The sequence below is a fragment of the Novosphingobium mangrovisedimenti genome, assembly GCF_025153475.1.
Classification (GTDB): Bacteria; Pseudomonadota; Alphaproteobacteria; order Sphingomonadales; family Sphingomonadaceae; genus Novosphingobium; species Novosphingobium mangrovi_A.
In genome coordinates, this window is sequence record NZ_JANZXA010000008.1 from 26,321 (window position 1) to 50,954 (window position 24,634).

Sequence of the window (24,634 nt, forward strand, 5' to 3'; positions counted from 1 at the left end):
TATTGCGCCGCAACATGAATTGCGCGATAGACGGTCATGCAAATGATGAAAGAAACCCTCGCGGAATTGGTCCGCGTATATGACGCCGCCGTAGCCTGCCTCAAGGCCGACATCACCGCCTTCGTGGAGCACGGCACCCTTCCCCCTCCCGATCGCCGCGCCGAGCGGCTCTGGACCTATCCCGAGCTGCGCGTGACCTATCGCGGCCAGGAACGCGCCGCCACCGCGACACGCGCCTTCGGCCGCTTGGAAGCGCCGGGGACCTATTGCACCACCGTGACGCGGCCCGGCCTGTTCGCGGACTATCTCGCCGAGCAGCTCAGCCTGCTCGAAGCAGAGTACGAGGTCAAATTCGAGGTCAGTCGATCGAACCAGGAAATCCCGTTCCCCTACGTGCTCGACGGCATCGCCATCGGCGCCGTGAAGCCGCAGGACCTGGCGCAGCACTTCCCCAGCACCGAACTGGCCATGATCGGCGACGAGATCGCCGACGGCATCCACGTGTTCGACGAGGACGACCCGCTGCCGCTGGCGCTGTTCGACGGGCTGCGCACCGATTTCAGCCTCGCCCGCCTCGCCCACTACACCGGCGCCAGCCCCGAGCACTGCCAGCGCTTCGTCCTGTTCACCAACTATCACCGCTATGTCGACGAGTTCGTGGACTGGGCCGGAAAGCAGATTGGTTCGGACGGCTATGTAGCACTGTCGGGCGCGGGCGGTCTCTATCTGGACTCACCGGTCGACAATGCCCGCGAGCGCCTTTCCGACACCGCATGGCGGCGCCACCAGATGCCGGCCTATCACCTGATCCGGCCCGACCGTTCGGGGGTCACGCTCGTTAACATCGGCGTCGGCCCGTCGAACGCCAAGACCATTACCGATCACCTCGCGGTGCTGCGGCCGGAGGCCTGGCTGATGATCGGCCACTGCGGCGGCCTGCGCGAAAGCCAGCGTATCGGCGACTACGTGCTGGCCCATGCCTATTTGCGCGACGATCACGTGCTCGACCCGGTCCTGCCGCCCGAGATCCCGCTGCCGGCCATCGCCGAAGTGCAGCTGGCGCTGGCGCAAGCGGCCGAGACCGTCAGCGGCGGCGGCGGCGCGAACCTCAAGAAGCGCATGCGCACCGGCACCGTCGTCACCACCGACGACCGCAACTGGGAACTGCGCTACACCGCCTCGGCCAAACGCTTCAGCCTCAGCCGCGCCATCGGCATCGACATGGAAAGCGCCACGATCAGCGCGCAGGGCTACCGTTTCCGTGTCCCCTACGGCACGCTGCTGTGCGTCTCCGACAAGCCGCTGCATGGCGAACTGAAGCTGCCGGGACAGGCTAACCGCTTCTACGAGGAGGCTATCGCCAGCCACCTCAAGATCGGCCTGATCACCTGCGACCTGCTGCGAGAACAGGGCGAGCGTCTGCACTCGCGCAAATTGCGTGCGTTCAACGAGCCTCCATTCCGGTAACGCGCGGCGTCGGCGGACGCTGATGGCATGCCCGGCAAATTGGCGCTGTCCTGCAAGGCCTTGGCATGCCATCAAGCTGCATGACTTTCGGCGGGGACAAACAGGCGATGACGAACGAGACTGGCGGCATCCGTCCGGCAACAGGCTCTGCGGTTGAGCTGACTTTCCGCAGCATTGTCCTGGGCGGCGTGATCACGCTGCTGTTCACGGCCGCCAATGTCTATCTGGGCCTCAAGGTCGGGCTGACGTTCGCCACCTCCATTCCTGCCGCCGTCATTTCGATGGCCATTCTGCGCGGGTTCAAGGACTCGACGATCTGGGAGAACAACATCGTCCAGACCATCGCCAGCGCGGCGGGGACGCTGGCGGCGATCATCTTCGTGCTTCCCGGGCTTGTCATGATCGGCTGGTGGCAGGGCTTCCCCTATTGGACGACGGCGGCCATCACCGGCACGGGCGGCATCCTGGGCGTACTGTTTTCCGTGCCTCTGCGCCGCGCGCTCGTCGTCGACACGCCGCTGCCCTATCCCGAAGGCCATGCCGCGGCGGAAGTCCTCCGGGTCGGTTCCGGCTCGCGCGAAGGTGCCGCCGAAAGCGCCAAGGGCCTTTCCGTTCTGATCTGGAACGCGCTGGCTTCCGCCGGCTTTGCCATCCTAATCCAGACACGGCTGGTCGTCGGCGAAGCCGCGGTATGGTTTCGCGCAGGCGCCGGCGCGACGGGGATTTCCAGCGGCCTCTCCTTTGCCCTGCTTGGCGTCGGCCATCTCGTCGGCCTGTCGGTCGGCATGGCCATGTTCCTCGGCCTTGTCGTCGGCTGGTGGGTGCTGCTGCCCTACCTGACCGCACAAAACCCGCTTCCCGGCGGCCCTGAAGTCTGGGCAACGAGCGTCTTCAGCGCCGATGTCCGTTTCTTCGGCGCGGGCGTGATCGGTATCGCCGCAGTCTGGACGCTAGTGCGCATCGCCGGCCCCGTTATCCGGGGCATCCGCTCGGCAATAGCCGCCAGTCGCGCCCGCAATTCAGGCGAGGTGCTGGCCATCGAGGAACAGGATCTGCCGATCGCATTCGTCTTCGGCGGCGCGCTGGCGATGCTGGTCCCGATCGCAATCCTGCTGTGGGCACTGACGACGGGCGGCCCGCTCGCCGGTTCGGAACTGGTGCTGATTGCCGGGGCGCTTGTCTTCGTTGTCGTGATCGGGCTCCTGATCGCAGCCGTATGCGGCTACATGGCAGGGTTGATCGGTGCTTCCAACTCGCCGGTTTCGGGCATCGGCATTCTCTCGGTGGTCGCAGCCGCGATGATGCTCGTCGGGCTATTCGGGCGAGATCAGGATGCGGACACCACCGCCGCGCTCGTGGCCTATGCCCTGATCGTCACCGGCATCGTGTTCGGCGTCGCGACCATTTCCAACGACAACCTGCAGGATCTCAAGACCGGGCAACTCATCGGCGCCACGCCCTGGAAGCAGCAGGTGGCACTGGTGATCGGCGTGGTCTTCGGCTCGCTCGTCATTCCGCCGGTTCTGGACCTTCTGAACACCGCCTTCGGCTTTGCCGGGGCGCCGGGTGCAGGCCCGAATGCCCTGCCCGCGCCGCAGGCCGCGCTCATCTCCGCTCTGGCCAAGGGCGTGCTGGGCGGGGATCTCAACTGGACGATGATCGGCTGGGGCGCTGTGGCAGGCCTTGCCTTCGTAGCTCTCGACGAAATTCTGGGTCTTATGAACCGCATGCGCCTGCCTCCACTCGGCGTGGGCATCGGTATCTATCTGCCGATGAGTGCGATCCTGCCCGTCGTCGTGGGCTCGCTGCTCGGCTGGGTCTACGATCGCTGGGCCTCTGGACGGGCCGATCCCGAATTCGCAATACGCATGGGCGTCCTGACCGCGACCGGCCTCATTGTCGGCGAGAGCCTGTGGGGCGTGACCTTCGCAGGCATTGTCGCCGCTTCCGGCAGCGACAGCGCACTGGTCCTGATCGGCGACGGCTATGAGACATCCGCGCTTGTGGGCGGGACGGCACTGTTCGTCACGCTAGTCTATCTGCTCTATATGCGAACCCGGCGCCTCGTGATCGCACCCTAGGTCGGCATCAGGACTGCAGGAAGTCCACCATGGCCCGGCCCATCTCCTTGAAGGTGACCGAGGACATGTGATTTCCCGGGGTCTCCGCATAGTGGCCGTTCGGCAAGGCTGCCGCGAGGTCCGGTGCAGAACCGTTGTCCGCATCGTCCTTTCCGCACACGCACAGGGTCGGCATCGTTATGCTGGCGATGGCTTCGGGCGGCGTGTCATCGACGGAACCGAGCAGGAGGCGTGCCGCCACGCGGTCGATCTTCATCGTCTTCATGAAGGCCTGCGCCACGAAGGCCCGATCGCCCCGCTCGATGGTCCCGAACCGGTCGATGGCATCGACGAAATGCGCACTGCGCCGCGCCCAGCCGGCAAGGCCCGAAAGCCCCATGCCGCCCAGGATCAGCTTGCGCGGTTCAAGGCCGGCCAGAACCCCGCGCACCGAAGTGCGCGCACCGAGCGAAAAGCCGCCCAGATCGAAATCGGAAAGGCCGAGTTCGGCCACGAGAAGCTTGAGATCGTCGACCAGCACATCCTCGGGATAGAGGTCCGGGTCGTGCGGCGCCTCGCTCTCACCATGGGCGCGCAAATCCGGCATGATGACCTCGAAACCGGCATCGGCAAGGATCTGTGCATTGCCGTACTTGATCCAGTTTACCTGCGCGCTGGAGAACAGGCCGTGGAGCAGCAACAGCGGACGCCCTGCCCCCATCGTGTGCACGGCGAGCCGCGTACCGCCAAAACCTTCCACGTAATCCTTGCGCACTTCGCTCACTCGGGAACCTCCAGGCCTGCCGCCTTCCACTGCTTTGCAACGCCTGCGCTCTCCGCCGTGCGTTTGCGTGGCAGGTCTTTGGTATCGAGCCAGGCTTCATGCAAGCTTTCCGCACCGCCATGCGCGACGGGACGGAAAAAACCGGGCTCATCGAAAGAGCCGATGTAGAGATCCATCTCCGGCTCGTCGGGGTCGACATAGGCAAAGCCGAGCGGCGAGCCGCAAGACGAGCAGAATGCGCGCCGCCCGACCGGAGAGCTCGCATACCAGTCCGGTTCCCGGCTCCATTGCACGGCGCTTCGCTGCACCATGGCAATCGCCGCGGCAAACCCGCCCGTCGCCTTCTTGCACTTGCGGCAATGGCACAAGCCGGCTTGCTCGCCCTCGACTTCGACGCTGTAGCGAATGCGGCCGCACTGGCAACCGCCGGTCATGGTCTTGCTCATGCCCGGCAGGCTAGACGACCTGCCGGAGGCGCGAAAGGCTCAACCCTTCGCCTTTTCATCCCACTGATCAAAGGCTTCGAGAGCCTGCGCGGCATACATCGCCGACGGCCCTGCCCCCATGTAGACGGCAATGCCCATCGCCTCTGCCACCTCGTCGCGCGTAGCCCCGGCGCGCTGCGCAGCGGACGAATGATAGGTCACGCAAGGATCGCAGCGCACCGCCACCGAGATGGCGAGCGCAATCAGTTCCTTGGTCTTGGTGTCGAGCGCGCCGGGTTCCAGCGCCGTCTTGCCCATCTCGGAAAAAGCCTGCATCGGCCCCGGCGCGCTCCGCTTCAGCTCGCCCACCGCCGGGTTCATCGCCTTGGCCATGTTCGGCCAGTCCTTGAAATTGCTTTTCGCCATAGTGCGTTTCCTTTCAATCACTTCTTTGCCCGGCAGCGAAACCGCCACCATGCGCGAAATCAAACATGCCCGCCATTCCCGAGATCATCCGATCGCCCAGCGGAATGCGCGGCGCAGTTCCCCGGTTCCTCCCCGATCATAGATCCTGCCGTGCGCCATGATGACCTTTTCCGGCTCCCAGTCGACAACGCGCTGCAGCCGCTCGCGCACCTGCTTGCGTTTCGGCCGGAACGTCATCCGCAAGTCGAGCGGCGCCATACCATTGGGGTCGAGACCGCCAACCAGTTTCAGCATGAACCGCATGAACGGATTGGATAGCTTCGCAGGTTCAAAATTCTCGATCAGGTCCACGAGGATCACTGTTCGTGCCGCCGACACATGGAACACGGCCTCGTTCACCTTGGTGCCCGGCACCAGCAGCCAGTCGATCTCGCTTTCCCAAGCGAAGCGCGCGCCGTCAGCCAACGGATGATCGATCCGGAATGGGCGCTTGGCCGTGATGGCCAGATCGGCAACGGCGTAGGACTGCGTATCGGGATAGCGCGTCAGCCAGTCGGCCATGTACCAGTAATGGATCGAATTCGGCGCGATCAGGTGCCGCACCGGGCCCAGTGCATCGACGGCCGCGAACAGCGCTTCGTCGGGCGCAATCGGCGAATGCACCCACAGTGCCCCGTCGGTCAGCCGGACGACCGTCATGCGCGTGGGAAATGGAACCTTGAACGGCCCGAGATCCATGTGGATCAACGGGCCGTCAAAAATCCAGATGCCCTCGCCAAATGGCTTGGGGCAATTCAGCGGCGAATAGGTTTCCATCGAATCCATGCGTGGAAACCTATCATAACTCAGCCTTTTTTTAGATGGCGCCGGCCCAGAAGTTCGGCGATCTGCACGGCATTGAGCGCCGCGCCCTTGCGCAGGTTGTCCGAAACGCACCACAGCGCCAGGCCGTTCTCCACGGTCGGGTCCTCACGCACGCGGCTGACGTAAGTCGCACCGTCACCCACGCATTCCACCGGCGTGACGTATCCGCCGTCCTCGCGCTTGTCGACGAGCATCACGCCCGGCGCTTCGCGAAGGATGTTCTGCGCCTCCTCGGCCGAAATCTCGTCCTCGAATTCAAGGCTGATCGATTCGGCGTGGCCGACGAAGACCGGCACGCGCACACAGGTCGCCTGCACCTTGACCTTCGGGTCCATGATCTTCTTGGTCTCGACGACCATCTTCCACTCTTCCTTGGTGGAACCATCGTCGAGGAAGACGTCGATGTGCGGGATCACGTTGAACGCGATCTGCTTGGTGAACTTCTTCGGCTCGACCGGATCGCCCACGAAGATCGCACGGCTCTGTTCGAACAGCTCGTCCATACCCGCCTTGCCCGCACCGGACACCGACTGGTAGGTCGAGACGACGACGCGCTTGATCTTCGCCTTGTCGTGCAGCGGCTTGAGCGCCACGACCATCTGCGCGGTCGAGCAGTTGGGATTGGCGATGATGTTACGCTGCGTGTAGCCGTCGATCGCATCCGGGTTCACCTCGGGCACGATCAGCGGCACGTCGGGTTCCATGCGGTAGAGCGACGAGTTGTCGATCACCACGCAACCCTGCGCGGCGGCCTTGGGCGCATAGATCTTGGTCGGCCCCGACCCTGCGGCGAAAAGCGCAATGTCCCAGCCGGTAAAATCGAAATGCTCGATGTTCTTGACCTTGAGCATTTTACCGGTTTCGCCGTACTCAATCTCCGTGCCCGTCGAGCGGGGCGAAGCGACCGCTGCGATCTCGTCGCAGGGGAATTCGCGCTCGGCGAGGATATTGAGCATTTCGCGTCCGACATTTCCGGTCGCGCCGACAACGGCTACCCGGTAACCCATTTCAAGATCCTTCATGCAAAAAGTCGCGCACGAAACGCGCGCGAACGCGGCCCGTTACAGGTCCTTAAGCCGCCTGACAAGCGGGCAAGACCCTGCCCTTTCCCTCAGACGCCAAACTCGGCAGCAAAATGTCCCGGCGGACGCGTATCGCGAAACGAAACACGCCCGGTCCGGGATCAGGTCAGTGTGCGGTCGCTCCAGTGGCCGGAGCGTGCTGCGGCGGGGCCGCGGCCAGTTCGTCGGCCTCGGTCCATTCGATCGCGGTCAGCGTTTCGGTAAGCGCCTTGGCGAGGACCTCGTCAACGTGGCTGACAGGAATGATCTCCAGCCCCTGCTTCACGTTTTCCGGAATCTCCGCCAGATCCTTGCGGTTCTCCTCCGGAATGAGGACCGTGGTGATCCCGCCACGCAGCGCTGCCAGCAGCTTTTCCTTGAGCCCGCCGATCGGCAGAACCCGGCCGCGCAGCGTGACTTCGCCGGTCATGGCGACATCCTTGCGCACCGGAACGCCGGTCAGCGTCGAGACGATCGAAGTGACCATGCCGATGCCCGCCGAAGGACCATCCTTGGGCACCGCGCCTTCGGGCAGGTGGATGTGGATGTCCTTCTTGTTGAACACGCTCGGCTTGATGCCATAGGCGGGCGAGCGGGCGCGCACGAAGCTCCACGCGGTCGAAATCGACTCGTTCATCACGTCGCCCAGCTTGCCGGTGGCCTTGATCTGCCCCTTGCCGGGAACCGTGACGCTTTCGATGGTCAACAGTTCGCCGCCAACCTCGGTCCACGCAAGGCCGGTGACCGCCCCCACCTGATGCTCTTCCTCGCCCACGCCATGACGGAACTTCCGCACACCTGCGTAGTCGGCAAGGTTTTCGGGAGTGATGGTGACGGCAGTCACCTTGTCTTCGAGAATCTGGCGCAGCGATTTCCTAGCGAGGCGTGCGATCTCGCGCTCCAGCGTGCGGACGCCGGCCTCGCGGGTGTAGTAGCGAATAAGGTCGCGCAGGCCTGCCTCGGTCAGCGTAAACTCGCATTTCTGAAGCCCTCCGAGATTATCCACGAACAAGCCGCCCTGCTTTAGGCCATGCGCATCGATCTGCTTGGCGATCAGGTGACGCTGGGCAATCTCGACCTTCTCGTCCTCGGTATAGCCTTCGAGCCGGATGATCTCCATGCGATCGAGCAGCGGCTGCGGCAGGTTGAGGCTGTTAGCCGTGCACACGAACATCACGTCCGACAGGTCGATGTCCAGTTCCAGATAGTGGTCCTGGAACTTGGCGTTCTGTTCGGGATCGAGCACTTCGAGCAGCGCCGAAGCCGGATCGCCGCGGAAGTCCTGACCCAGCTTGTCGATCTCATCGAGCAGGAACAGCGGATTCGACTTGCCAGCCTTCTTGAGGTTGGTGACGATCTTGCCCGGCAGCGAGCCGATGTAGGTGCGGCGGTGGCCGCGAATCTCGGCCTCATCGCGCACGCCGCCCAGCGACTGGCGGATGAACTCACGCCCCGTCGCCTTGGCGATCGACTTGCCCAGCGAGGTCTTGCCGACGCCCGGCGGACCGACGAGGCACAGGATCGGACCTTTCAACTTGTTGGTGCGCGCCTGCACCGCCAGATACTCGATGATCCGGTCCTTGACCTTGTCGAGCGCGTAGTGATCGGCATCGAGGATGTCCTGCGCCGCCGAAATGTCGCGCTTGAGCTTGCTCTTCTTGCCCCAGGGCAGGCCGAGCAGCACGTCGAGGTAGTTGCGGATGACGGTCGCTTCCGCGCTCATCGGCTGCATCGACTTGAGCTTCTTGAGCTCGGCCGTGGCCTTTTCGCGCGCTTCCTTGGACAGGCGCGTCTTCTCGATCTTTTCCTGCAGCTCCTGCAGTTCGTTGGCTTCCTCGCCATCGCCGCCACCCAGTTCGTTCTGGATCGCCTTGAGCTGCTCGTTGAGATAATATTCGCGCTGGGTCTTTTCCATCTGCCGCTTCACGCGGCCACGGATCTTGCGCTCGACCTGCAGGACGCCGAGTTCGCCCTCCATGAACGAATAGACCATTTCGAGGCGCTTGAGCGGATCGGGCTCGGACAGCACGGCCTGCTTGTCGGAAACCTTCGCGGAAAGCTGCGCGGCCACGGTGTCGGCCAGCTTGGCGGCATCCTCGATATCGCCAAACTGGTCGCCGGCGTCCTGGCTCAGCTTCTTGTTGAGCTTGGCATATTCATTGAACTGCTCGATGACCGAACGCATCATCGCCGACACTTCGGTGCCTTCGGCTTCGAGCTGTTCGATCGTCTCGACCTCGGCCACCAGCATTTCGCCGTCGTCGGTCTGTTCCGCGCGCAGCCCTTCAAGGCGCGCACGGTCCTGACCTTCGACCAGCACGCGCACGGTGCCGTCCGGAAGCTTGAGCAGCTGCAGGACACTGGCGATCACGCCGGTGTCGTAAAGATCGTCGCGATCAGGATCGTCGCAACCGGGATCGAGCTGTGCGAGCAGGAAAATGTCCTTGTCGCCAGCCATCGCGGCTTCGAGCGCGGCCACGGATTTCTCGCGGCCAACGAAAAGAGGCACGACCATGCCCGGGAAAACGACAATGTCGCGCAGCGGGAGAAGGGGTAACAGGTTCACAGAATACATCCATTTCATCGCGCACAGGGAGGTCTTGCGAACTCCCACGGCCATTTCCCAAGATATGGGGGCTCTGAGCTACCGTGCAACGTATTAGGTACTAAAGACTGTGGAAGCGCATGCCGCGCAACCCGTTATTTCCCTCAGGCCGTCATTTGCAGACGGATCAGAACGGCAGCTTGAAACCCGGCGGCAGGCCCATGCCCTGCTGTGCCTTGGCCAGCTCCTCGTTCGCCACCGAGTCCGCCTTGACGCGCGCGTCGTTGAAAGCAGCCGTGACGAGGTCTTCCAGAATGGCCTTTTCCGACGGCTGCATCAGGCTGTCATCGATCGAGACGCCGATCACACGGCCCTTGGCCGAGCAGCGAATCTTGACCAGACCGCCGCCGGAAAGCCCCTCCACCTCAAGCTCGTCGAGCTTGGCCTGGGTCTCGTTCATCTGCTTCTGGATGGTTTCGGCGGCCTTCTGCGCCGCCTGCATCATCTCTTCCATCGATTTCATGTCAGCGTCTCCAGTTGCGCGATCCGCCGCCGATCGCGGCCGGGCGGTCGTCTTCGATCAATTCTGCGCCGGGAAAAGCGGCAAGCGTGGCCTCGACCAGCGGCGCACCGCGCACGGCCTGCGTATCCGCCGCCTTCTTCGCTTCCGCCTGCTCGACCAGCGTGGGCGCGCCTTCCGCGTTCACCCGTTCCACCTGCCAGCGATCGCCCGTGGCCTCGCCCAGAGCGCTGCGCAGTTGCCCGGAAATGTCCTCGTTGAAGCCCGGAGGCTGGGTGTAACGCAGCACACCGGGCGCCAGTTCCACCACCCGGACCTGCATGCGCATGACATTGGCCGCGACAGGCTGCCCCAGATGCTCGACGTCATCGACCAGCGCTTCCCAGCGCGGCGCGATGGCCGTAGGGGCCGCAGCCGAAGGCGCGCCAGGCGCAGCCGCACCACCCTCGCCCGCCGGTGCCGCAGCCGGTGCGCGCGAGGCCAGCTCTTCCAGCTTCTTCACCAGCGAGCCCGGATCGGGCATGTCGGCGGCATGCATGATGCGCAGCAGCGCCATCTGCGCGGCCACCAGCGGATCGGGGGCAGACTTGACCTCGTCATGCCCCTTCAACAGCAATTGCCAGAGACGGTGAAGCTGCCCGGCCCGCAAGGCCTTAGCCCAACCTTCCAGCGCCTCGCGCTCTTCCGACGAGGGCGCATCGGCCGCGCTGCCGCTGACCTGGGCCACGGCGACGCGGTGCGTCAGTTCCATCAGCCCGCGCAGCATCGCGATCGGCTCGACGCCGAGGGCAAACTGATGCGCGACCAGATCGAGCAGTTCGGCACCCTTGCCGTCGAGGATCGCGGCAAGCAGCTTGCGCTGCACCGACTTGTCCGACAGGCCGAGCATGTCGCGCACCTTGTCGGCGCGCACTTTGCCTTCGCCGTCGAGATCGGCATGGGCAATCGCCTGGTCGAGGATCGAGAGGCCATCGCGCACCGACCCTTCGGCCGCAGCGGCAACCATGGCCAACGCCTCTTCCTCGGCCTCGACGCCTTCCTTCCCACAGACGCGGGCAAAGTGCTCGGCCAGCATCGGCGTGGGAATCCGGCGCAAGTCGAAGCGCTGGCAGCGCGAGAGCACAGTGACGGGAAGCTTGTCGACCTCGGTAGTCGCGAAGAGGAACTTCACATGCGCCGGCGGTTCCTCAAGCGTCTTGAGCAAGGCGTTGAACGCATTGCGCGACAGCATGTGGACTTCGTCGATGATGTAGATCTTGTAGCGTGCCGAAACGGCCGCATAGCGCACCGCCTCGATGATCTCGCGCACGTCGTCGACGCCGGTATGGCTGGCGGCGTCCATCTCGATCACGTCGATATGGCGGCCTTCGGCAATCGCCAGACACGGCTCGCACTGGCCGCAGGGATCGATGGTCGGGCCGCCCTGTCCGTCCGGACCGATGCAGTTCAGGGCCTTGGCGATGAGGCGCGCGGTCGAGGTCTTGCCGACCCCGCGCACGCCGGTCATCAGGAAGGCATGGGCCAGCCGGTCGCGCTTGATCGCGTTGGCCAGCGTCTGGACCATCGCTTCCTGCCCGATCAGTTCCCCGAAGGTCTGCGGACGGTACTTGCGGGCCAGCACACGATAGGGCTGCGAAGGCGTACCGGCGGGCGGGCTTGCTGGAGCGGGAGCCACAGCGGGCTGCGGCGCGGCCGCGGGGGCTTCACCGAACATCGCCGACTGTCCAGCCGCTTCCAGTTCGGCAGCCGTGGGCTCGGGCTCAGGCGGTGCAGGCTCGGGTTCACCGAACATCGACGACTGCCCCGCCGCCTCAAGCTCTGCGGCGCTGGGCGCGGCGTCTTCCTCGTCCTTGTTGTCCCAGGGAGGGGAATCGCCGAATATGTCGCGTGAATCGTCCATCGCATCCCAAACTAGGCGGTGGCACGGGGATTGTCAGGAGAAATCCAAATTGCTCCACAGCCGCGAAAGGCACACTCTATTCAGCGATGTGGAAAAAAGGAGCCGGCCGACCCGCCGCAACCCGTTGTGGCTGCTTCCTTCCGGACCTGACCAGGTTGGCGGACGCAAGCGTCCGACCGACTCCCGGGCGGCCATATGGAGAGAGCCCTGCCGTTTGTCCAGTCCCGTTTGTCCAGCCCCGGAAGGCCGAACGAACGAACTCAGCGGAAGTTGTCGGCGTAAGCCTGGATCTTGAGACGACGCGGCGGCGTGGCGTGAACCTCCACCTCGATGCCGTAGCGTTCGGCATAGGCCTTGGCTTCGTCGCACGTGGGAAACTTCAGCGTGACTTGCTGCTGCATGTCGCCCGATCCGGCCCAACCCATGAGCGGGTCGGCCTTCTTCGCCTCGGCGGGCGTGAATTCGAGGATCCACTGGTCGAGAAGCGCTTTGCCGGACTGCATGGCGTTCTTCGGGCGCTGATAAATGCGTGCACTCATGAGAGAGCGCTTTGCCCCCGAATCAGGCCGAAAATCAAGCCGAAATCACTTTCCCTTCGAAGCCTCGAAGGCATTGCGGGTCTTGAGGCTGGGATCTTCGGTCCACGGCTCATCGGGCCAGCGGTGCCTAGGATAGCGGCCTTTCATGTCACGCTGGACGTCGCGCCAGGATCCGCGCCAGAAGCCGGGCAGATCGCGCGTCGCCTGGATCGGCCGGCCCGCCGGGGATGTCAGCTTGAGGAGCAACGGCTGCGCCGGCTGGCCGAACGTGGGATGCCGGTCGAGTCCGAACAGTGCCTGCACGCGCACTTCCACGCTGGGGCCGCCTTCATCCTCGTAATCGATCGCATGCGTGGTGCCGGCCGGGCTGCGGAACTCGGGCGGGGCCAGTTTCTCCAGCCTTTGCTGGTCATCCCAGGTCAGCCGCCCCTTCAAGACCCCGTGCAACGCGCCCTTATCCAGCGCATCGAGCCGACGCCCCAGCAGCGGCCCCAGCCATTCGGCCAGATCGGCCAGCAGAGCCTCTTCGGAAAGCGATTCGATCCCTGCAAAGCGCGCGCGACGCAGAAGCGAGAGACTGGATTTTCCGAAAGGCACCAGCGCCAGCCCCTTCTCCCGCACGCGCTCCAGCAAGAAGGCCGAAATTGCCGCCGGATCAGGCGACGGGTCCGGACCGCTCGCCAGCGTGATCGAGCCGAGCCGGCGTTCGAGCCGCGCCTCGACACGCCCCTCCTCCGCGTTCCAGCGCAGGATCGAGCGTCGGGCGATGCTCTCACCAAGCCATTGCTCCACTTCGGATGCTTCAAGGGACGCCCCCGAGAGGATTCGCGCGCCCTTGGCCTGCCCCTGTGCATCGCCGATCACCATCCACTCGCGCGCGGCAAGCGGCGAGGCGGGATCGAGCACGTATCCCCTGCCCCCGGCCGAAAGCCAGCTTTCGCCCGAAGGATCGCGCCGGCGCGCGACCATATCAGGGCGGCCAAGTGCCAGCAGCGCACCAACAGGTATCTCTTCGTCGCCCCTTGCACGGGAAACCAGCGACCGGGCGCGCTTCGCCCACCCCCCAGCCAGCTTGCGCGATGCCTCGGCGCGTGGTGACCGATCCCCGTTCCATCGGGACAGACGCTGCGCCAGATCGTCGCTACGGCCCCCAAGGCCCCGCTCCTGCAGAAGCAAGGCCACCCGGGCGGCAGTCTCGCTCGCACCAAGCTCGCTGCCGCGCAGCACCATCGCAGCCTGCGCAGGCTCCATCGGCAGGCTGGCGACCTTTCCTCCGAACTCGGTGATCCGCCCCGATTCATCGAGAGCGCCCAGCGCCTGCAGCCCCTTGCGTGCCGCTTCCAGCGTGGGAACCGGCGGTGGATCGAGCCAGGCCATGGCCGCGGGATTGCCGCTGCCCCATTGCGCAAGAGAAAGTGTCAGTGGCGCCAGATCGCTGGTCACGATCTCGGGCGGATCAAACGCCGGACGCCCCGCGTGCGCTGCCTCCTCCCACAGCCGGTAGGCGACACCCGGCCCCTGCCGCGCGGCGCGTCCAGCACGTTGCGCGGCGGAGGCCTGGCTTGCCCGGTGCGTCACCAGCCGGGTCACGCCCGCCGCCTTGTCGAATTCGGCGCGGCGCGACAGGCCGCTGTCGACCACGACCGAAACCCCGTCGAGCGTCAGCGATGTCTCGGCAATCGCGGTGGCTAGCACGATCCGGCGGCGGCCCTCACGATCCCGCCGGATCGCGGCGCGCTGCGCGGCAGGCTCGCACTGGCCGTGGAGCGGCAGGACAAGCGCCTGCGGGAGCTTGTCGGCAAGGCGTTCGGCCACCCGCTCGATCTCGCGCACGCCGGGCAGGAAGGCGAGAACGTCCCCCTCCTGCTCGCGCCATGCGGTCAGGATCGCGGAGGTCATGGCATCCTCGATCCGCTGGTCGGGCGCGCTGCCCAGCCAGCGCAGGTCCAGCGGCCAGGCCTTGCCCTCGCTCTCGACCACTGGGGTATCCTCCCCCAGCAGTGCCGCGAAACGCGTGCCGTCGATCGTGGCGGACATGACCACCAGCCGCAGGTCGTCGCGCAGCACATCGCGGCACTCGATCGCAAGGGCCAAGCCAAGATCGCTGTCGAGATGACGTTCATGCGCTTCGTCGAAAAGCACGGCCGAAACGCCCGACAGTTCGGGATCGGACAGGATCGTGGAAACGAAAATCGCCTCTGTCATCACCAGAACGCGTGTTCTCGCCGAGCGCCGGGTATCGAGGCGCGTCACGTAACCGATTGTCTCGCCGGCCTTCTCGCCCAGTTGCTCCGCCATGCGCTCGGCAGCGGCACGCGCGGCGACGCGGCGGGGCGAAAGCAGGATCACGGTTCCGCTACACCACGCCTCACCGAGCAGCGCGGGTGCCACGGCCGTCGTCTTGCCCGCACCCGGCGGCGCGATCAGCACGCCACCCGTGCCGGCACGCAAAGCGCCCAGCAGGTCCGGCAGTACAGAGTTGATCGGAAGCTCGCTCACCGGCGCTCTCTTAGGCCGCGAAGGCCGTCAGGTCACGCCCCGACCCTGCTTCAGCCCGCGGCCTTCCTCGTTCCATATTCGATTCGGATACGCACCCATTCTCCCAGCTGCGGTTTTCCGTTGATGCGCGGCGGCACCACCTGAAATTGCCACGCCGCATCGAGCACTGCCCTGCCGAACCCCGAACCGCGCGGCGACTCTCCCAGAATCTCGCAATTGTCGACCTTGTAGTGAGCCTTCGTCTGGCAGGCGATCATGCCCCAGCCTTCGCGAGGAGCGTTCGGAGGCAGGTAGCCACCCAGTTCCGCATCGCTCGGCTCCCTGTACCAGTTGGCATTATAGAGAATGGCCCCGCCAGGCCCCTCTCCGGGACCATATGTACTGCCACCGTTCCCACCGCCCGACGCAGCATCGTCGCTTTGCGAAGGTTTCATCGCGCCGATATCCGAAGCCGCGAAATCGGCGCTCGAAAGCTTGAGAAAGGTGAAGGCGGGTTTCTTTTCAACCGGTTGTTCGACCGGGGGCACAACCCTCGTCTCCTTGACCGCCTCCTGCTTCGCCTTTCGCTGCTTGCGCTTTTCCGGCTGCTTGTCGGGCGACTTGGCCCCCTGATCGGCATCCTTGCCCGCCACATCGAAAGTCACCGGATTGCTGCTGCGCTTGTCGAGCATGGGCACGACGCCGGTCTGGTAGATCGCGAGAAGCAGGACAAGCAGGATCAGCCCCGCAGAGAGGACGCTGGAAATCGCACGCTGGCGGGGCGACCCGGGCCTGTAACCCGTCACAGCCCGATCGGTATCGGAACGCATCGGCCTTGACCTAGACGGCGCGCGCCAGAGCGGCAACGCCAGATTTCACCCACAGCCGATTGCGATGTCCTGCCCTGTTCATCCACACGCAAGTTTTACCCATGCATGCAACTGTGGTTATGTGCCCGCGGTTACGTCGTAACAGATGGTCACGACTCGATGACGTCGAGACCACGTACACTGAGGGAAAACCGGGGAAACTTCTTGAGCGTTTCAATGCTTGCACTGCCTGTTCTGCTGGCCAGCGCGCCAGTGGAGGCAGGTGACCTTCCATCAACGCTGCCGCCGATCGCAGCGGCGCAAACATCGCAGGAAGCCAACCCGCCCTCGCCTGCCGATGAAGCGACCACTGCCGAGCAGGAGCAGGCTACAGGACAACAAGACGCCCAATCATCCGCGGAAAACGCTCCCGCGGACAACACCATTATCGTCACGCACCGCGCGGCTTCCCCCGCCGATCCGGTCGAAGCCTTCAATGTCGTCTCCTACGAAGCGGTTCAGGCGCTGGACAAGGCCATCGTCGGACCGATCGCCCGGACCTACAAGCGCACGCTTCCCGAGCCGATCCAGGACGGCGTGCACAACGTGCTCGACAACCTCGACGAGCCGATCGTGTTCGTGAACTTCCTGCTTCAGCTGAAGCCGGGCAAGGCGATAGAAACGCTCGGACGCTTCGTCATCAACACGACCCTGGGCCTCGGCGGGCTGTTCGATGTCGCGAAGAAGAAGCCGTTCAACCTGCCGCGCCGTTCCAATGGCCTTGCCGACACGCTCGGCTACTACGGCGTAGGCCCCGGCCCTTACATGTTCCTTCCGATCATCGGCGCCACCACCTTGCGCGATCTGCTTGCCCGGCCCTTCGATCTCGCGATCCTTCCCGCCATCGCGCCCAAGCCCTTCGCAAGGCCAGAAGTCGCCCTCGGCAAAGGCGTCCTGAGCGCTGTCGACGAGCGCGCGCAAAATGACGACAAGCTCACTGGCTTCCAGGAGAGCGCTGATCCCTATGTCGCGCAGCGCGAGGAATATCTGGCCCGCAGGCGGGCCGAAATCGACGTACTCAAGGGGCGTCGCAAGACGGTCGATGGCCCGCTGATCGAATCGGAGGACGCACCGGCCGCCGAGCCCGAGGCCGCTCCCCTTCAAGAGGCTCCGGCAGATCCTGCCGCCATGCCGGAAACAACCGGCACGCCATGAGCCAGTCCGCCCGCCTCGACCCTGAAGACCTGGCTGCGCCCGCACCCCCAACCGGTGCGGGCCTGTCCCGGCCTGCCGGGGACCTCTCCGCGCTGCGAATCGCCTTCGTAAGCGGCAACTACAACTGCCTTCGCGACGGTGCCAACCGTGCGCAGAACATGCTGGTACGCTACCTCCTGGATCGGGGAGCGACCGTGCGCGTCTATTCGCCGACCTGTGATAATCCCGCTTTCGAACCGATGGGCGACCTTGTCAGCATACCCTCGTCGCCGTTGCCGTTCGGCCGCAAGGAATACCGGATAGCCTGGCACCTGCCCAAGGTGACGCGCGACGACATCAGGGCATTTGCGCCGAACCTGTTCCATATCTCACTGCCGCTGCTGCATGGCCGCAGTGCGCTCAAGCTGGCCCGCACGATGGACCTGCCCGTAGTCGCCGCGATGCACACCCGCTTCGAGACCTACCCGCGCTACTACGGGCTGGGCATCTTCGAAAAACCCCTGCTTGCCGTGCTCCGCCGCTTCTACCGGGCCTGCGACAAGGTCGTGGCGCCTTGCGAATCCGCCGCGCAAACGATGCAAGCCCAGGGCATGGGCGAAAACATCGGTATCTGGACCCGCGGTGTCGATACCCAGACATTCTCACCTGCCCGACGCGATCTGGAATGGCGCCGGGCCCACGGATTCGGGGACGAACCCGTCATTGCCTTTCTTGGCAGGCTCGTGGTCGAAAAGGGTCTGGGCGACTTTGCCGACACCATCGCCCGGCTTCGTGCCGAAAATGCGCGCTTCCGAATCCTTGTCATCGGCGATGGTCCCGCTCGCGCCGAATTCGCCGAAAGGCTCCGCGACGCCGTTTTTATCGGTTTTCAGCACGGCGTTGAACTGGCGCGTGCCATCGCCAGTTCCGACCTCCTGCTCAATCCATCAACGACCGAAGCTTTCGGCAATGTCTCGCTCGAAGCAATGGCCTGCGGCGTGCCGGTGGTAGCTGCCGATGCGACCGGCAACAGCAATCTCGTTGTCGATGGCCTGACCGGCGCACTGGTCCCGCCGGCCGATGTCGAGGGCTATACCCGGGCAATCGCGCGCTATCTGGCCGACCCCGCGCTACGCAAGGCCCATGCGTTCAACGCGCACGCGCACAGCCAGGCCTTTACCTGGGACCGCGCCAATGCCGGAATCGTGGAAGCCTATTTCGCGGCACTCGCCAGCCACACCCGGCCGGCGTAGAACCGTTCAGTAGCGGCGCGCCACGGCGAACTCGACCGCTTCGGCCATCGCCGAACGGGCCTCGCCCGCCGGGAAACAGGCAATCGCATCGATCGCGCGCTGGGCGTAATGCTGCGCGCGTTCGCGCGTTGCCTCGACGCAACCGTGGCGGTTGATGAGTTCGACCGCGTGAGCAAGGTCTTCGTCCTCGGTGCGGAAACCGGCGATTGCCTCTTCCCAGAACTTGCGTTCCTTCGCGTCGCCGCGTGCGTAGGCCAGGATGACCGGAAGCGTCATCTTGCCCTCGCGGAAGTCGTCGCCCTTGTCCTTGCCCGATTCCGCCGCTTCCGAATCGTAGTCGATGGCATCGTCGACGAGCTGGAAGGCAATGCCCAGATTGCGGCCATAGGCATCGAGTGCCAGTTCCTCGGCCTCGCTCTTCTCGGCAACGACGGCGGCGATGCGCGTCGCGGCGGCGAACAGGGCGGCGGTCTTGGAGCCGATGATCTGGAGGTAATGCTCCTCGCTCGTCTCGACCTTGCGCTGGGCGGTGAGCTGGTCGACCTCGCCCTCCGCGATCACCGAGCTGGCGCGCGAGAGAATCTTGAGCACCTTGAGGCTGCCATCCTCCACCATCAGCTCGAAAGAGCGGGTGAACAGGAAGTCGCCCACGAGAACCGCAGCCGGATTGCCGTAGACGATGTTGGCGGCCGCCTTGCCACGGCGCAGGTCCGAGCCGTCGACGACATCGTCGTGCAGCAGCGTTGCCGTGTGAATGAATTCCACCGCTGCCGCCAGCTTGTGGTGGCGCGCGCCCTGATAACCGCACAGTTCTGCCGCCGCGACAGTCAGCATCGGGCGCATGCGCTTGCCGCCGCCCGAAATCAGGTGACCGGCGAGCGCCGGGATCAGCGGAATCTCGCTCTGCATCCGATCGAGGATGACGGAATTGACGCTGTTCATGCCGGCAGCGGTCAGTGCCAGCATGGGAGCAAGGGAGGGTTCCTGCCTGCGCGGGCGCAGGGTGATGACATCTGCACTCATTGCCCCGCGCATTGCGCGCTGAGCGAGATTAACGCAAGGGCAAACGCCATCATCGACGCAAACTGTGCGGCTGGCAGAGGCCGAAAACCCGTGCTAGCGGAACGGCACGATGACTCAGGACACTCCCGCTATCGACCCCGTTCTTGCCGGCTATCGCGCGAGCATCGACAACATCGATGCCGCTCTGATCCACATTCTGGCCGAGCGATTCCGCATCACGAAGGCCGTGGGCGCCTACAAGGCCGAGCACGACCTGCCGGCCTCGGACCCCGGACGCGAGGAGCGGCAGATCGTCCGCCTGCGCAAACTGGCCGAGGATGCCCACCTCGACCCCGACTTCGGGGAGAAGTTCATCCGTTTCGTGATCGACGAAGTGATCCGCCACCACCAGCAGGCAAAAGCGGGGTAATCCCCGCTTTTGGCGGGCAGCTTACCCTTCGACCAGGTCCTGCAGCTTGCTCATCAGCGTCTGAATGCGCGTCGCGGCTTCGGTGAAAGTCTTCACTTCGTCCCGATTGCCGTTGCCGCGCGCTTCCTTCGCGGATTCGACGTAGCCTTCCATGTCGGCTTCAAGCGCATCGACCAGCATTTCGATCTCATCGGAAGAGAGCGAGAGATTGATGGTCTGGTTCATGAGTGCTCCTTGATTTGCGAACGAGCCGCACATGGCGGCACAACGGAGATCGCGCAACCGTGATCCCGCGCGATCCCACCGGAAAATCCGTCAGCCCACCGCGCGCGGCAGCTTGAGCTTCACCAGCAACCCGCCGAGGTCCTCGCTCTCGTCGAGTTCGACGGTGCCACCGTAGATTTCCACAACATCGCGCACGATGGCAAGGCCCAGCCCAGTGCCCGGCTTGCCGGTGTCGAGCCGTGCACCGCGATCGAAGATGCGCACGCGCTCGGCCTGCGGGATACCCATGCCGTCGTCCTCGATCCAGATCTCGCAGCAGCGCGCATCCGATTTCGGCCCGGCGTCGACCGTGACGAACACGCTGCCGCCGCCATACTTGGCCGCGTTCTCGATCAGGTTGCCGAGCACTTCCTCCAGATCCTGCTTCTCGATCGCGACCGTCGCGTGGTGGTTGCCGTCGAGATCGAAGCGCGTCTCCTCGTGCAACCGCCCAACCGCGCGCAGCACCGCCTCCAGGCTCGGCCAGACCTCTGCCCGCGACATGCCGGCCGCGCGCCGCCCCACGGCCCGCGCCCGGGCGAGGTGATGGTCGACCTGCCGGCGCATCACCGCCGCCTCGCGGATGACCGTGTCGGAAAGATCGGGCGCCCTTGCCGTCGCGGCGTTCATCAGCACCGTTAGCGGCGTCTTGAGCGCATGGGCGAGATTGCCGGCATGGGTGCGCGCTTCCTCGGCCTGCCGCTCGGTATGGGCCAGCAGCGCATTGAGTTCATCGACCAGCGGTTCGACCTCGCGTGGCAGCGGATCGGTGACGCGGGCGGCACCCGTCGCGCGCAGCTTCTGGATAGCCCGGCGCACGTGGCGCAGCGGGAACAGGCCATACCAGGTCTGCAGCCCGGCCATGAGCAACAGCCCGACGCCCAGCGCGACGAAGCTGTAGATCAGGATCGAGCGGATCATCTTGATCTGATCGTCGAGATCCTGGCGGCTCGCGGCGACCGTGAACATCCATTTCGTATTGCTGCCGGGCAGGATGATCGAGCGTTCCATGACCCGCAGCGGCTCACCCGCGAACTGGTCGCTGTCATAGACATGCGGCTGCGCGTCGAAGTGATCCTCGGGCACGTCGAGACTGCGGTCCCACAGCGACCGTGAGGGATAGTCCTCGTGCCCCTTGCCGCGAATCTGCCAGTAGAGGCCGGAATTGGGCTCCATGAAGCGCTGGTCGCCCAGCGGGCGGATGAAGAACACCTCGCCGTCCGGCCCGATTTCGGCCGAGCCGATCATGCCGGTCAGCATGTAGCCGAGCTGTTCATCGAAATTGCGGGTCATGAGCCCGGTCAGCGTGTGATCGAGCGCGAGCCCGCCGACCAGCAGCAGGATGGAAATCCAGCCCGCCGCGATCAGCATCATGCGCTGGGCGAGCGAGCCGGTATGACGGACATGCGCCGGCCCGGCGGCGCCCGTCGCCGGCGGCGAAACCGCATTCACCGCGGTTTCGCCTGCCGAAGCGGACGGCTCCTCAGCCGCGCGGGGCGTCGGCGGGATCGTCGAGACTGTATCCAAGGCCACGGATCGTCGTGATGACATCGGCACCCAGCTTCTTGCGGATGCGCGTGACGAAGACCTCGATCGTATTCGAATCGCGGTCGAAATCCTGATCGTAGATATGCTCGATCAGTTCGGTGCGGCTGACCACCTTGCCCTTGTGGTGCATCAGGTAGCTCAGCAGCTTGTATTCCTGCGCCGTCAGCTTGACCGGCTCACCGGCCAGCGTGACGCGGCCCGAGCGGGTATCCAGCCGCACGTCGCCGGCGGTCAGTTCGCTGGAGGTATTGCCCGAGGCACGGCGGATCAACGCGCGCAGACGGGCGATCAGTTCCTCGGTCTGGAAGGGCTTGGCCAGATAGTCGTCGGCGCCGGCATCGAGACCGGCCACCTTGTCGGACCAGCTGTCGCGCGCGGTCAGCACGAGGACGGGGAAATTGCGCCCTTCCTTGCGCCACATGCCCAGCACGGTCAGGCCGTCGATCTCGGGCAGGCCGAGGTCGAGGATCACCGCATCGTATTCCTCGGTCGAGCCCAGGAAATGCCCGTCCTCGCCGTCCGTCGACAAGTCGACGGCATAGCCATTCTGCTCCAGCGTGGTCTTGAGCTGGTTGCCCAGGGTAGGTTCATCCTCGACGATCAGGATGCGCAATTCCGGTCTCCCTTCATGAACCCGGGTGAAATGGGCCGAAAGCCCTTGAGCGTCAAGCGACGGCGCCTGATGGACAATGCCCGGCGGTCTTAACGCGACTGGCCGATGATGCGCCCGGTGCGGGCATCGACATCGACGAAATAGACCTTGCCGTCTTCGATGAACTTCAGGCGATAAGCCATTGCCGCCGGATCGTAATCCGGCCCGAGGTATTGCTTGCCCCCCATCCGCGGTAGCACGATCTTCTCGATCTGGCGGATCGAGAGGATATTGCCGGCCTTGCGTTCCTTGCGGGCTTCGCCCTGATCGCCTCCGTTGTCGGCATGGGCTGGCAGCGACAACGCGCCGACCACAAGGAGGGACAGCGCGGCGAATGGGGCAAGAAGCATCTTCATCACAGTCTGGGTGCCTAAGCTTCGGGCGTTGAACAAGTGCTGAATGTGGCTGGAAGGTGGCAGACAGCATGACCTGTTGCCGATTTCCCACTCCGGCTTGCCAGCCCCCCGCCGCCGGCTGTAGGGGCGCGCCATGGCAATCGCACCGATCCTCAGCTGGGAAGGCCTCGGCCTGATCCAGGGTTCCGGCTGGCTCTTCCGGGACCTCGACATCAATATCGCCCCGCGCGACCGGCTGGCGCTGATCGGGCGCAACGGCGCGGGCAAGACGACGCTGCTCAAGCTGATCGCCGGCCTTGTCGACGCGGACGAAGGCAAGCGCTCGATCCAGCCCGGAACGCGCGTCGTCACGCTGGAACAGGACCCGTTCTTCAAAGGCCACGACACCCTGCTCGATTTCACGCTGCACGGCCCCGACGCGCCCCAGCAGCACGAAGTGGAAGCCATCGCCGACCAGCTCGGCATCGACCTGTCGCGCGAGGCGGCCAGTGCCTCGGGCGGCGAGCGGCGCCGGGCGGCGCTGTGCCGCGCGCTGGCATCCGAGCCCGACCTCCTCCTGCTCGACGAGCCGACCAACCACCTCGACCTGTCTGCGATCGAATGGCTGGAGAGCTGGCTGCAACGCTACAACGGCGCCTTCGTGGTCATCAGCCACGACCGCACCTTCCTCACCCGCCTGACAAGGGCGACGCTCTGGCTCGACCGCGGATCGCTGCGCCGCAAGGAAGTCGGCTTCGGCGGCTTCGAGGCGTGGGAAGAGGAAGTCCAGAAGGAAGAGACCCGCGCCGCCGAAAAGCTCGACGCCAAGCTCAAGATCGAGGCCCACTGGCTGGAACGCGGCGTCACTGCCCGGCGCAAGCGCAACCAGGGGCGTCTTGCCAAGCTCTGGGAAATGCGTGCCGAGCGCGCGGCGATGATGTCCCCCACCGGCACTGCCAAGCTCGCCGTTGCGGGCGATGGCAGCAAGACCAAGTCGGTGATCGTCGCCGAGCACGTGACCAAGCGCTTTGGAGACCGCACGGTCATCAAGGACTTCAACCTGCGCATCCAGCGCGGCGACCGGATCGGCATTGTCGGCGGCAACGGGGCGGGCAAGTCCACCCTGCTCAAGATCCTGATCGGCGAACTGGAGCCCGATGAAGGCACGGTCACGCTGGCCAAAACGCTGACCACCATCGTCATCGACCAGCAGCGCAGCCTGCTCAAGCCCGAGATGAAGCTGCGCGACGTGATCGCCGAAGGCAGCGACTGGCTCGATGTGCGCGGCGTGCGCAAGCATGTGCAGGGCTACCTCAAGGACTTCCTGTTCGATCCCGGCCTGATCGATGCCAAGGTCGGCACGCTGTCGGGCGGCGAGCGTTCGCGCCTGCTGCTCGCCCGCGAGTTCGCCCGCCCTTCCAACCTGCTGGTGCTGGACGAGCCGACCAACGACCTCGACCTCGAAACGCTCGACCTGCTGCAGGAAGTGATCTCGGACTACGACGGCACCGTGCTGATCGTAAGCCACGACCGCGACTTCCTCGACCGCACGGTGAACCTCACCCTCGGCCTCGACGGCTCGGGCAGTATCGACATGATCGCGGGCGGCTATGCCGACTGGGAAGCCAAGCGCAAGCAGCGCACCGCGCCCGCCAAGGCCAGGGCGAAAGCCGAAGGGGCCACCCCGCCCCCTCCCCCGCCGCCGAGGAAGACCAAGCTCTCCTACAAGGACCAGCGCGACTACGACCTCCTGCCCCAGCGCATCGAGGAACTGGAAGCCGCGATCACGCGCGACGAGGAAGCCATGGCCGATCCCGAACTCTACACGCGCGATCCGAACAGGTTCGCCGCGCTGAGCGCCGCCATCGAAAAGGCGCGCGGCGAGAAGGAAGTGGCGGAGGAACGCTGGCTGGAACTGGCGGAGCAGGTCGAGGGCTGACGCTGCGCCAGCGTGCTTCGACAAGCTCAGCACGAGCGGGTAAAAGGCAAAGTCATCCCCCCCTCTCTCCGCTCATCCTGAGCCTGTCGAAGGATGGACAAGGTGACACCCGGTTGACACGGTTTACACTGTCCAGAGT

22 protein-coding genes and 1 other RNA gene are annotated in these 24,634 nt (G+C 64.9%); 6 read left to right on the forward strand and 17 right to left on the reverse strand.

The window, feature by feature from the left end; all coding sequences use genetic code 11:
* The first annotated feature begins 36 nt into the window (after positions 1–36).
* On the forward strand, positions 37–1,467 hold the full coding sequence (locus NZK81_RS12510; protein WP_260046428.1) for an AMP nucleosidase: 1,431 nt from the start codon (positions 37–39) through the stop codon (positions 1,465–1,467).
* A 107-nt stretch (positions 1,468–1,574) separates the two neighbouring features.
* Positions 1,575–3,548, forward strand: a complete 1,974-nt coding sequence (locus NZK81_RS12515; RefSeq protein WP_260046429.1) for an OPT family oligopeptide transporter — start codon at positions 1,575–1,577, stop codon at positions 3,546–3,548.
* A gap of 7 nt (positions 3,549–3,555) precedes the next feature.
* Here the strand turns inward: NZK81_RS12515 and NZK81_RS12520 are convergent, their stop codons facing one another.
* From NZK81_RS12520 to NZK81_RS12575, 12 genes are all read right to left on the reverse strand, one after another.
* Positions 3,556–4,311, reverse strand: coding sequence for an alpha/beta fold hydrolase (locus tag NZK81_RS12520; RefSeq protein ID WP_260046430.1), 756 nt, complete (start codon positions 4,309–4,311; stop codon positions 3,556–3,558).
* Entirely contained in the window at positions 4,308–4,745 is a 438-nt protein-coding gene (locus tag NZK81_RS12525) for a GFA family protein (protein WP_311202091.1), read from the reverse strand. The genes NZK81_RS12520 and NZK81_RS12525 overlap by 4 nt, the downstream gene beginning before the upstream one ends.
* A 51-nt stretch (positions 4,746–4,796) precedes the next feature.
* Positions 4,797–5,213 carry a carboxymuconolactone decarboxylase family protein gene (locus NZK81_RS12530; RefSeq protein WP_311202092.1) on the reverse strand — a complete coding sequence of 139 codons (417 nt, stop codon included), beginning with the start codon at positions 5,211–5,213 and terminating at the stop codon, positions 4,797–4,799.
* Positions 5,214–5,246: 33 nt separating this feature from the next.
* Positions 5,247–5,987 (reverse strand): DUF4336 domain-containing protein, encoded by a 741-nt coding sequence (locus NZK81_RS12535; RefSeq protein WP_260046432.1) that lies wholly within the window; start codon positions 5,985–5,987, stop codon positions 5,247–5,249.
* 20 nt (positions 5,988–6,007) lie between these two features.
* Complete coding sequence (locus NZK81_RS12540) at positions 6,008–7,033, reverse strand: aspartate-semialdehyde dehydrogenase (RefSeq protein WP_260046433.1); 1,026 nt, start codon at positions 7,031–7,033, stop codon at positions 6,008–6,010.
* 181 nt (positions 7,034–7,214) lie between these two features.
* Positions 7,215–9,662 (reverse strand): endopeptidase La, encoded by a 2,448-nt coding sequence (gene lon, locus NZK81_RS12545; protein ID WP_260046616.1) that lies wholly within the window; start codon positions 9,660–9,662, stop codon positions 7,215–7,217.
* Between the two features lie 157 nt (positions 9,663–9,819).
* Positions 9,820–10,155 (reverse strand): YbaB/EbfC family nucleoid-associated protein, encoded by a 336-nt coding sequence (locus NZK81_RS12550; protein ID WP_260046434.1) that lies wholly within the window; start codon positions 10,153–10,155, stop codon positions 9,820–9,822.
* A 1-nt stretch (position 10,156) separates the two neighbouring features.
* Positions 10,157–12,052, reverse strand: coding sequence for a DNA polymerase III subunit gamma/tau (locus NZK81_RS12555; RefSeq protein WP_260046435.1), 1,896 nt, complete (start codon positions 12,050–12,052; stop codon positions 10,157–10,159).
* A 92-nt stretch (positions 12,053–12,144) separates the two neighbouring features.
* Positions 12,145–12,239: signal recognition particle sRNA small type (gene ffs / locus NZK81_RS12560), an RNA gene on the reverse strand.
* Positions 12,240–12,312: 73 nt separating this feature from the next.
* Positions 12,313–12,591 (reverse strand): ETC complex I subunit, encoded by a 279-nt coding sequence (locus tag NZK81_RS12565; protein WP_260046436.1) that lies wholly within the window; start codon positions 12,589–12,591, stop codon positions 12,313–12,315.
* 45 nt (positions 12,592–12,636) lie between these two features.
* On the reverse strand, positions 12,637–15,090 hold the full coding sequence (gene hrpB, locus NZK81_RS12570) for an ATP-dependent helicase HrpB (RefSeq protein WP_260046438.1): 2,454 nt from the start codon (positions 15,088–15,090) through the stop codon (positions 12,637–12,639).
* Between the two features lie 50 nt (positions 15,091–15,140).
* Entirely contained in the window at positions 15,141–15,899 is a 759-nt protein-coding gene (locus tag NZK81_RS12575) for an energy transducer TonB family protein (RefSeq protein WP_260046439.1), read from the reverse strand.
* A 204-nt stretch (positions 15,900–16,103) separates the two neighbouring features.
* Between NZK81_RS12575 and NZK81_RS12580 the strand changes: the two genes are divergently transcribed.
* Positions 16,104–17,093: an MlaA family lipoprotein gene (locus tag NZK81_RS12580; protein ID WP_260046440.1), complete on the forward strand. Its 990-nt coding sequence runs from the start codon at positions 16,104–16,106 to the stop codon at positions 17,091–17,093.
* On the forward strand, positions 17,090–18,325 hold the full coding sequence (locus NZK81_RS12585) for a glycosyltransferase family 4 protein (protein WP_260046441.1): 1,236 nt from the start codon (positions 17,090–17,092) through the stop codon (positions 18,323–18,325). The genes NZK81_RS12580 and NZK81_RS12585 overlap by 4 nt, the downstream gene beginning before the upstream one ends.
* Before the next feature lie 6 nt (positions 18,326–18,331).
* On the opposite strand, the gene NZK81_RS12590 is transcribed toward NZK81_RS12585, so the two are convergent.
* Positions 18,332–19,348: a polyprenyl synthetase family protein gene (locus NZK81_RS12590; RefSeq protein ID WP_260046442.1), complete on the reverse strand. Its 1,017-nt coding sequence runs from the start codon at positions 19,346–19,348 to the stop codon at positions 18,332–18,334.
* A 109-nt stretch (positions 19,349–19,457) separates the two neighbouring features.
* Here NZK81_RS12590 and NZK81_RS12595 point away from each other — a divergent pair, with 109 nt between their 5' ends.
* Entirely contained in the window at positions 19,458–19,757 is a 300-nt protein-coding gene (locus NZK81_RS12595; protein WP_260046443.1) for a chorismate mutase, read from the forward strand.
* A gap of 21 nt (positions 19,758–19,778) precedes the next feature.
* On the opposite strand, the gene NZK81_RS12600 is transcribed toward NZK81_RS12595, so the two are convergent.
* The 4 genes from NZK81_RS12600 to NZK81_RS12615 form a co-directional block, all read right to left on the reverse strand.
* A complete protein-coding gene (locus NZK81_RS12600) occupies positions 19,779–19,982 on the reverse strand; it encodes a hypothetical protein (protein WP_260046444.1) in 204 nt (67 codons plus the stop codon).
* 90 nt (positions 19,983–20,072) lie between these two features.
* Complete coding sequence (locus tag NZK81_RS12605; protein WP_260046617.1) at positions 20,073–21,395, reverse strand: sensor histidine kinase; 1,323 nt, start codon at positions 21,393–21,395, stop codon at positions 20,073–20,075.
* A gap of 109 nt (positions 21,396–21,504) precedes the next feature.
* On the reverse strand, positions 21,505–22,182 hold the full coding sequence (locus tag NZK81_RS12610; protein ID WP_260046445.1) for a response regulator transcription factor: 678 nt from the start codon (positions 22,180–22,182) through the stop codon (positions 21,505–21,507).
* A gap of 89 nt (positions 22,183–22,271) precedes the next feature.
* Entirely contained in the window at positions 22,272–22,577 is a 306-nt protein-coding gene (locus NZK81_RS12615; protein WP_260046446.1) for a PepSY domain-containing protein, read from the reverse strand.
* Between the two features lie 133 nt (positions 22,578–22,710).
* Between NZK81_RS12615 and NZK81_RS12620 the strand changes: the two genes are divergently transcribed.
* Entirely contained in the window at positions 22,711–24,495 is a 1,785-nt protein-coding gene (locus NZK81_RS12620) for an ABC-F family ATP-binding cassette domain-containing protein (RefSeq protein WP_260046447.1), read from the forward strand.
* The last annotated feature ends 139 nt before the right edge of the window (positions 24,496–24,634 follow it).